Here is a 3,921-nt window from a genome sequence, read left to right as displayed (position 1 = left end):
GAAGAAGGTGGCGGGGCGATCGCCGATCGAAACGAATAGCGGCTGGGTGACAGGCGTGGTGGCGGCGCTGTCATCTGCGCAGCGCCTGCCACTCGAGCAAGGCGAACCCTAGCCCGATAAGCGGCCCGAGATCGGGAGGGTGGGGCGTGTGCCGTTGCGGCCGGAATGCGTCGTAGACGCTAGTCTTTGCTGCGCCGTCCGCACAGCGATCGCCGTCAGGAACCGCGAGCGCCACGAGGCTGGCGGCGAGCGCTGCGCTCTCGGATCGTAGCCCGTGCTGTCGGCTGCCGCCCTTATCCGAACATCTTGGCCTATCTGAAGGTCATCGCGGCGCGGCCGGCCTACCAGCGCGCCATGGAGAAGGGCGACCGGCAGCCGGCTCGCCTGTTGAGCTGAAGGCTTCCTCGCGCTCGCCGCGGGAGCCAAGTCGCTCGTAGACGCCTCGAGCGATCACCAGCTGTTCGTCGGTCGGCACGACCAGGATCTCGACGCCGCCACCTGAGTCGATCCGGCCGGCTCCCGCCAAGTTCGCCTCGTGATCGAGCGTAGCGCCGAGCCAGCCGCTGAAGGCCACGATACGCTCCCGGATCGCCGGCGCATTCTCGCCGACACCGGCGGTGAACACCAAGGTGTCCAGCCCTCCCAACGCCGCCGCCAGCGAGCCGATTTCGCGTGCGATACGGTAGACGTAGACCTCAAGCGCTTGCCTCGCATGCGCAGCCTGGCTGGCCAACAGCGCGACCATGTCCCCGCTTAGCCCGGAGAGGCCGAGAAGGCCCGAGCGTTGATAGAGCAGGTCGCTCACCGCAGCCGGGCTCATGCCTTTCGCCTGGAGCAGGTACAGGATGACGCCGGGATCTATGGAGCCGCTGCGGGTGCTCATCGGGGGACCGTCAAGCGCCGAAAAGCCCATGGTCGTGGCGACGCTGCGCCCCTGGTTCATGGCGCAGAGCGAGACGCCGCTGCCAAGGTGCAGAACAATAGCCCGCCCCCCCGCCCGCTTCCCGTCCCGTTGGCGCAGGACGCTGGCGATGTAGTCATAGGACAGGCCGTGAAAGCCGTAGGCCAGCACGCCCTCGTCGATCAGATCCCGCGGCAGGCCATAGAGCCGCGCCGCCTCCGGCTGGTCCGCATGAAAGGCGGTATCGAAGACTCCGACCTGCAACGTGTTCGGAACACGCCGCATCGCCATCCGCACGCCGCGCAGATTGAAGGGCTGGTGAAGCGGAGCTAGCGATGACAGATCCTCGAGCTTGGCGAGAACGTCCTCGTCCATGGTTCGCGGCTCGCGAAATTCCAGGCCGCCATGCACGATGCGGTGCCCGACGGCGATTACGCCGTCCGCCTGGCGCTGGGCCGCCAGCCAGTCGAAGAGCCGCTCAAGCACAGCGTCGAGGTCGGCTGGCCCCGCCCACGGTTCGTCGGCGAGGACAACGCTCTCGGTGCTGGCCCGCATCCGAGGGAGCCCGTTCAATCCCGAAATCTGTCCAGACAGCTTGAGGGGCAGATCTGGGGTCGCGTCATAAACCGCGAACTTCAAGCTGGAAGACCCAGCATTCAGGGTCAGGATGCCGCCCGCTGTCATCTTAGGTACTTGGTCGGCTTGTGCTGGGTGACCAGAATGGCGAGCGCACAGGACGCCAGACGTGAAGCCTCGGGGTCGGAGCGGCTGGTCAGCATGACCGGAACGCGGGCGCCTAGGACGATTCCCGCCGACTGCGCGTTCGACAGATAGAAGATTTGCTTGGCCAGCATGTTGCCGGACTCGATGTCGGGAACGATCAGGATGTCTGCCTCGCCCGCCACCTGCGAGACGATGCCCTTAGCCCTGGCCGCCTCCGGCGACACCGCGTTGTCGAAAGCCAGGGGGCCGTCCAGCAGCCCGCCAACGATCTGTCCGCGATCGGCCATCTTGCACAAGGCGGCCGCGTCCAGGGTCGAGATCATCTTGGGATTGACGGTTTCCACCGCCGAGAGAATGGCCACCTTGGGCAGCGGCGTTCCCATCGCATGGGCCAGATCAATGGCGTTCTGCACGATGTCTCGCTTGGCGGCGAGGTCCGGCGATATGTTCAGCGCCGCGTCGCTGACCAGCAACGGCCGTGGATATGTCGGCACGTCCAGCACGAAGACGTGGCTCATCCTGCGGTCGGTTCGCAGGCCCGAGCCTGGCGCCACGACCGCTTCCAGCAATTCGTCGGTATGCAGCGCGCCCTTCATAATGGCGGCGGCCTGCCCCCTGGCGGCCATCGCGCAGGCCGTCTCGGCAGCCTGATGGCTATGTTCGACATCGACGAGTTGGAATGCGGAGATATCCCTGCCCGCGTCTCGAGCCGCCGCCTCGACCCTCGCTTTCGGCCCGATCAGGATCGGCGTGATCAGCCCCCGCTTGGCCGCCTCGACTGCGCCGGTCAACGAGAGCACGTCGACCGGATGGACGACAGCTGTCGCCAGCGGCGGCTGCGCCTCGGCCATGCGCATCAATCGCTGAAGCTGGCTTCCGGGAATGGAAACGTCGAGACCGGCAGGACTTTCCACGATCGCTACGTGCTCCCCGACTGAGTTTTCCGGGCGCAATAGGTCGCCGCGTGGCCGCGATCAGATCATCGCCCGCGCTGAAGAAGGTGGCTAGGGCCTTAAGCGAAAAGCACGCCATGTTCGCCGTTCGCCCAGCTCCGTCACCTCTTTCGCTTGAGCAAGCTCAATGCCGGCGGGTCTTTGGTCGGGAGGGTTGCGTATATGCGCGGACCCATTCCGCAGCGTTCATAGTATTTGGGGCGCCTTCCAGGTCCGATCTTCATCTGAACCCTCATAAGGGGGGCCATCGTCCGTCGCTGTCTTGCGCGCCCGAATGTCGGCGAAAGGTCAAAAGCGGAGATGGCGAGCGTGCCGGAGTCGGATCCCCGACAGACTGAGACATCAACTTGGAGCAGTCTCTATTGAGGCCTTGCGATGGTGCCAGCTGGCGGTCAAATCCTGGCGTTCGGGCAAACATCGCCGGGTCTGTCTGGCGGGCGCGGCGCGTTCGAAGTCTTTGAGACGATGTCATTTTGGTCGAGGGAACGCAGGCTGCAGGCGTGACCCCGCCGGCCTCGATATTCATCTAGTGACCGCCCTTCAACCTCGATAAACCCGCAAGAGCGCGATCGGAGAGTAAGCCTTGGCGTCGAGTATCCACCACGCCTCGTTCGGGCTCAAGGCCGGGTCCGTCCCCTCGGTGATGCTCAAGAAGCTGTCGGCCTTCAAGCGGCAGAACCGTCTGGACATGGCCCTGGCCGAAGTCGGTCGGATCGAACGGACACTGTTCACGCTCGACTGGTTGGAGAGTCCCGAGCTGCGCTCGCGCTGCCAGGCCGGCCTCAACAAGAGCGAGGCCCGCCATGCGCTGGCCCAGGCGGTGTTCGTTCACAAGCAGGGCAGGAGATCGCCGCGCCCGACGAGCTTCTGGCCCACCTGTCGCCGATGAGTTGGGCTCACGTCGGGCTTACGGGGGACTATCTCTGGGCCGACGCCGCCACAGCAGGCGGGTTCAGGCCGCTGAACGATCCGCCCGACCGGCTCTATCGCGCCGCATAGGCCATGTTCATGGTTCGCGCTCTTAAGCGCCCTTTAGCGCACAAACCTTGAGGTGAGCCCAAATGCTAAAGCTCGACTACAAGCCCTCGGGATTCTGAATTTCAAAGTCCATCGACACTATCTGCGTGTCGCGGGCTTTGGTCACGCTGTCGACGACGTATAGTGGAGCGCTAAAGGTCCCGTCGATTACCTTGGGCAGCGCCTTACGCTCTAACTTGTTAACAGAGTATACAAGCGTCATAACGGCAGTCACGCTCTCGCCTGGCTGCAGAGTTGTAAATGTTGACGAGTAGAGTTCCCAACAGCGGACTCCGTTAGAGCTCGCGCACCAACCGATTCCACTTG

Annotated in this window: 2 protein-coding genes and 1 pseudogene; 1 reads left to right on the top strand and 2 read right to left on the bottom strand. The window is 64.4% G+C overall.

Going from position 1 to position 3,921, the window contains the following annotated elements:
* Positions 1–322 precede the first annotated feature (322 nt).
* On the bottom strand, positions 323–1,585 hold the full coding sequence (locus tag Q7T84_RS19530) for an acetate/propionate family kinase (RefSeq protein WP_304812351.1): 1,263 nt from the start codon (positions 1,583–1,585) through the stop codon (positions 323–325).
* The gene (locus Q7T84_RS19525) at positions 1,582–2,538 is read right to left on the bottom strand and encodes a bifunctional enoyl-CoA hydratase/phosphate acetyltransferase (protein WP_304812349.1); all 957 of its coding nucleotides are present in this window, start codon (positions 2,536–2,538) and stop codon (positions 1,582–1,584) included. The genes Q7T84_RS19530 and Q7T84_RS19525 overlap by 4 nt, the downstream gene beginning before the upstream one ends.
* A 655-nt stretch (positions 2,539–3,193) precedes the next feature.
* Between Q7T84_RS19525 and Q7T84_RS19520 the strand changes: the two are divergent.
* Positions 3,194–3,576, top strand: a pseudogene (locus Q7T84_RS19520) (Tn3 family transposase); the annotation flags it as partial.
* Between the last annotated feature and the right edge of the window lie 345 nt (positions 3,577–3,921).

Origin of the sequence: Phenylobacterium sp., assembly GCF_030654915.1 — a bacterium.
In the GTDB taxonomy this organism is placed as follows: Bacteria; Pseudomonadota; Alphaproteobacteria; order Caulobacterales; family Caulobacteraceae; genus Phenylobacterium.
This window is presented reverse-complemented; position numbering and strand designations above follow the sequence as displayed.

What these genes read in the sequence shown, in the direction of transcription:
- Q7T84_RS19530 (WP_304812351.1), bottom strand. Translation starts at nt 1,585, where the DNA reads ATGACAGCGGGCGGCATCCTGACCCTGAATGCTGGGTCTTCCAGCTTG.